Genomic DNA, 4,100 nt, shown 5'->3' on the forward strand with positions numbered 1-4,100 from the left:
CGGAGTGTCCGGCCGAGGCCCGGCGGCTCGCCCTCCTCCGCGACCGGCTGGTGGCGGGAGCCCTCGCCGCCGTTCCCGGTGCGACGCTGACCGGACCGCCCCTCGGCTCCGGACGCCGCGTCGCGAACAACGCTCACCTCGCCTTCCCGGGCGCGCAGGGCGACTCTCTCCTCTTCCTCCTCGACACGGCCGGGATCTCGGTGTCGACGGGCTCGGCCTGCACGGCCGGCATCCCCGAGCCCTCGCACGTCGTGCTCGCTCTCGGCCGCTCAGAGGACGAGGCTCGCGGTGTGCTGCGGATGACGCTCGGTCACACGTCCGCCGCTGCCGATGTCGACGCAGTGCTCGCTGCACTGCCGGAGGCGTACGCGCGGGCTGCGCGGGCCGGGCTCTCGAACCGCGCGGTGCTCCCCGCCGGCTGATCCGGGCGCTCGTGCCGGCGGAGCGCGAAACGTAGACTCGCACGGTGAAGGTTCTTGCGGCGATGAGTGGTGGAGTGGACTCGGCGGTGGCCGCGGCACGCGCGGTGGAGGCGGGGCACGACGTGGTCGGCGTCCACCTCGCGCTGAGCAGGATGCCCGGCACCCTGCGCACGGGCAGTCGCGGCTGCTGCACCGTCGAGGACTCGATGGACGCGCAGCGCGCGGCGAACGTCCTCGGCATCCCGTACTACGTGTGGGACTTCTCCGAGCGCTTCGCAGCGGACGTGGTCGACGACTTCGTTGCCGAGTACTCGGCCGGGCGCACCCCCAACCCCTGCATGCGCTGCAACGAGCGGATCAAGTTCGCCGCGCTGCTCGAGAAGGCGCTCGACCTCGGCTTCGACGCCGTCTGCACCGGCCACTATGCGTCGCTCCGCACCGGTGCCGACGGCGCGCTCGAGCTGCACCGCGCGAGCGATGAGGCGAAGGACCAGTCTTACGTCCTCGGCGTGCTCACCGCGCAGCAGCTTCGGCACTCGATGTTCCCGCTCGGCTCGACCCCCTCGAAGGCGATCGTCCGGGCGGAGGCGGCGCGCCGCGGCCTCAGCGTCGCGAGCAAGCCGGACAGCTACGACATCTGTTTCATCCCGGACGGCGACACCCGCGGCTGGCTGGCCGAGCGGGTCGCGCCGGAGACGGGCGCGATCGTCGACCGTGAGGGGGCAGTCGTGGGCTCACACGAGGGTGCCCACGGCTACACGGTGGGGCAGCGGCGCGGGCTGCGTCTGGGAGTCCCCGCGCCGGACGGCCGACCGCGCTTCGTGCTCGAGGTCCGCCCCGTCACCAACGAGGTCGTGGTGGGTCCGCGCGAGGCGCTGCGGATCGGCGAGATCGCCGGCTCCCGGTACAGCTGGGCAGGCGCGCCGCCCGAGGACGCGTCGGCCCCGTTCCGCTGCGAGGTGCAGATCCGAGCGCACGCCGATCCCGTTCCGGCCGTCGCCCGGGTGTCGGAGGTCGATGGCAGGGTGGAACTCGTGATCGCTCCCGACTCCCCTCTCGACGGTGTCGCGCCCGGCCAGACCGCCGTCGTCTACCTCGGCACGCGGGTGCTGGGTCAGTGCACGATCGACCGCACGTCCGCCGCCGAGGCGGTCGTCCGATGAGCGCCGGGGCGGGGCCGGTCGAGGGCGTCGCTCCCGTCGATGCGGCCGCCCGCGTCGAGGAGCTGCGGGCGAGCATCCGCGCGGCGAGCGACGCCTACTACGCGGCCGACTCCTCCCCGCTCGCCGACGCCGCGTACGACGCGCTCGTGCGCCGGCTCGCGGAACTCGAGGCCGAGCACCCCGAGCTCGCCGCCGAGGACTCGCCGACGCAGACCGTGGGCGGGATCGTGGGCGCCGGGCTGGCCCCGATCGACCACGCCGAGCGGATGCTGTCTCTCGACAACGTGTTCTCGGCCGAGGAGCTGCGCGAGTGGTGCGAGAAGACGGTGGCCTCGGCCGATCGCCCGATCGCCTGGCTGACGGAGCTCAAAATCGACGGTCTTGCGATCTCCCTGCGCTACGAGCACGGGCGCCTCACCACGGCGGCCACGCGCGGCGACGGGCGCACGGGGGAGGACGTGACGGTCAACGCCGTCCAGGTCGAGCGCATACCCGAGCGCCTGGCCGGCGAGGGGCACCCGGCGCTCGTCGAGGTCCGCGGCGAGGTGTTCATCCCGGTGGCCGCGTTCGCCGAGCTCAACGCGCTGCAGGAGCGGCTGCGCGACGAGGCCGTCGAGGAGGCGCGAGCGCGCTGGTCGGCCCGGCCGGCCTCCACCCGGGGCGACTTCGAGGAGCAGAAGGCGCGCGCGAGCGCCCTTCGCCGTTTCCCGACCTTCGCCAACCCGCGCAACGCCGCGAGCGGCGGACTCCGCCAGCAGCTCGACAAGAAGGCCGGCCTCGATCTGCGTGCGGGCGAGGCCCGGGTGGCGTCGCTCGCACTCTTCGTGCACGGGATCGGCGCCTGGCCCGATCCGCCCGTGGCCACGCAGTCCGAGGTCTACGGCCTGCTCTCCACCTGGGGCCTGCCCGTCAGCCGGTACAACCAGGTCTCCGCGTCGCTCGAGGAGGTGCTCGCGTTCGTCGAGCGCTACGGTCGCGACCGGCACTCGGTCGAGCACGAGATCGACGGTGTCGTCGTCAAGGTCGACGAGCTCGACCTGCACGACGAGCTCGGTGCGACGAGCAGAGCCCCGCGCTGGGCGATCGCGTACAAGTACCCGCCCGAGGAGGTCCACACGAGGCTCCTCGACATCGTCGTGAGCGTCGGCCGCACGGGCCGGGCGACTCCGTTCGCGCAGATGACGAAGGTGAAGGTCGCCGGGTCCGAGGTCCGCCAGGCCACGCTGCACAACGCCGACGTCGTGAAGGCCAAGGGCGTGCTGATCGGCGACACCGTCGTGCTGCGCAAGGCGGGCGATGTGATCCCCGAGGTACTCGGCCCCGTGGTCGAGCTGCGCGACGGCAGCGAGCGCGAGTTCGTGATGCCGACGCAGTGCCCCGAGTGCGGGACGACGCTGGCCCCCGCCAAGGAGGGCGACGTCGACCTCCGCTGCCCCAACGCCGAGTCGTGCCCCGCACAGGTACGCGGCCGCGTGGAGCACATCGGTAGCCGTGGGGCTCTCGACATCGAAGCGCTCGGCGAGGTGAGCGCCGCCGCGCTCACCCAGCCGCTCGTGCCGGCTCGGCCGCCGCTGCGCACCGAGGCGGGGCTCTTCGAGCTCACGGTGGCCGACATCTTCCCGATCGAGGTCGTCGTGCGCGACTCCGAGACGGGTCTGCAGAAGCTCGACGCCTCCGGCGCGCCGAAGGTCGTCACTCCGTTCAAGCGCAAGCGGCAGCCGGCGAAGGACGGGCCGTTCGAGCCGGGCGCGGGGCCGTTCGCCGGTGACCCCTCCTCGGTGCCCTCGACCAATGCCCTGCGCCTGATCGAGAACATCGAGCGCGCGAAGACGAAGGAGCTGTGGCGGCTGCTCGTCTCGCTCAGCATCCGGCACGTCGGACCGGTCGCGGCGCGCGCGCTGGCCGGCTACTTCGGCTCGCTCGATGCGATCCGGTCGGCGAGCCGCGACGAGCTCGCGGCCGTCGACGGGGTCGGCGGGATCATCGCCGACGCCCTGCTCGCCTGGTTCGAGGTCGGCTGGCACGTCGAGATCGTCGAGCGCTGGGCAGCAGCGGGTGTGCGCTTCTCCACTCCGGGCCATCCCGGCCCCGGGGCGGCCGATGCGGCGGGCGGCGTGCTCGCCGGCGTCACCGTGGTCGCGACCGGCAGCCTCGAGGGCTACTCCCGCGAGGGCGCTCAGGAGGCGATCCTCGCGGCCGGCGGCAAGGCGGGCTCGAGCGTCTCGAAGAAGACCGACTACGTGGCCGCTGGTCCGGGAGCGGGCAGCAAGCTCGGCAAGGCCGAGGCTCTGGGGCTGCGGATCATCACCGCGGCCGAGTTCCACCTCCTGGTGACCGAGGGCCCTGCGGCCATCGCGCCGCCCCCGGAGGAGCCGGACGGCGAGTCACGCGACGAGGGGCACGCGGGCGCTTCGCTCGCGGAGGGCTCTGCGGGCGAGGAGCCCGCGGTACCGGCAGCGGGGGAGCGGCGCGCCCGCGAGACGGCGGGGGAGCCGACCGAGCCTCATGACTGAGC

The 4,100-nt window shown here is 73.5% G+C and carries 3 protein-coding genes; all 3 read left to right on the forward strand.

The annotated features are described in order from the left end of the window. On the forward strand, positions 1-422 hold a 422-nt coding region (locus ACH61_RS14180; RefSeq protein WP_153038906.1), incomplete at its 5' end, for an aminotransferase class V-fold PLP-dependent enzyme. Between the two features lie 44 nt (positions 423-466). After that, positions 467-1,585, forward strand: coding sequence for a tRNA 2-thiouridine(34) synthase MnmA (gene mnmA / locus ACH61_RS14185; RefSeq protein WP_199220809.1), 1,119 nt, complete (start codon positions 467-469; stop codon positions 1,583-1,585). Beyond that, on the forward strand, positions 1,582-4,098 hold the full coding sequence (gene ligA, locus ACH61_RS14190) for an NAD-dependent DNA ligase LigA (RefSeq protein WP_082845296.1): 2,517 nt from the start codon (positions 1,582-1,584) through the stop codon (positions 4,096-4,098). The genes mnmA and ligA overlap by 4 nt, the downstream gene beginning before the upstream one ends. Positions 4,099-4,100: the final 2 nt, after the last annotated feature.

The organism is Rathayibacter tanaceti (genome assembly GCF_001634385.1).
Classification (GTDB): Bacteria; Actinomycetota; Actinomycetes; order Actinomycetales; family Microbacteriaceae; genus Rathayibacter; species Rathayibacter tanaceti.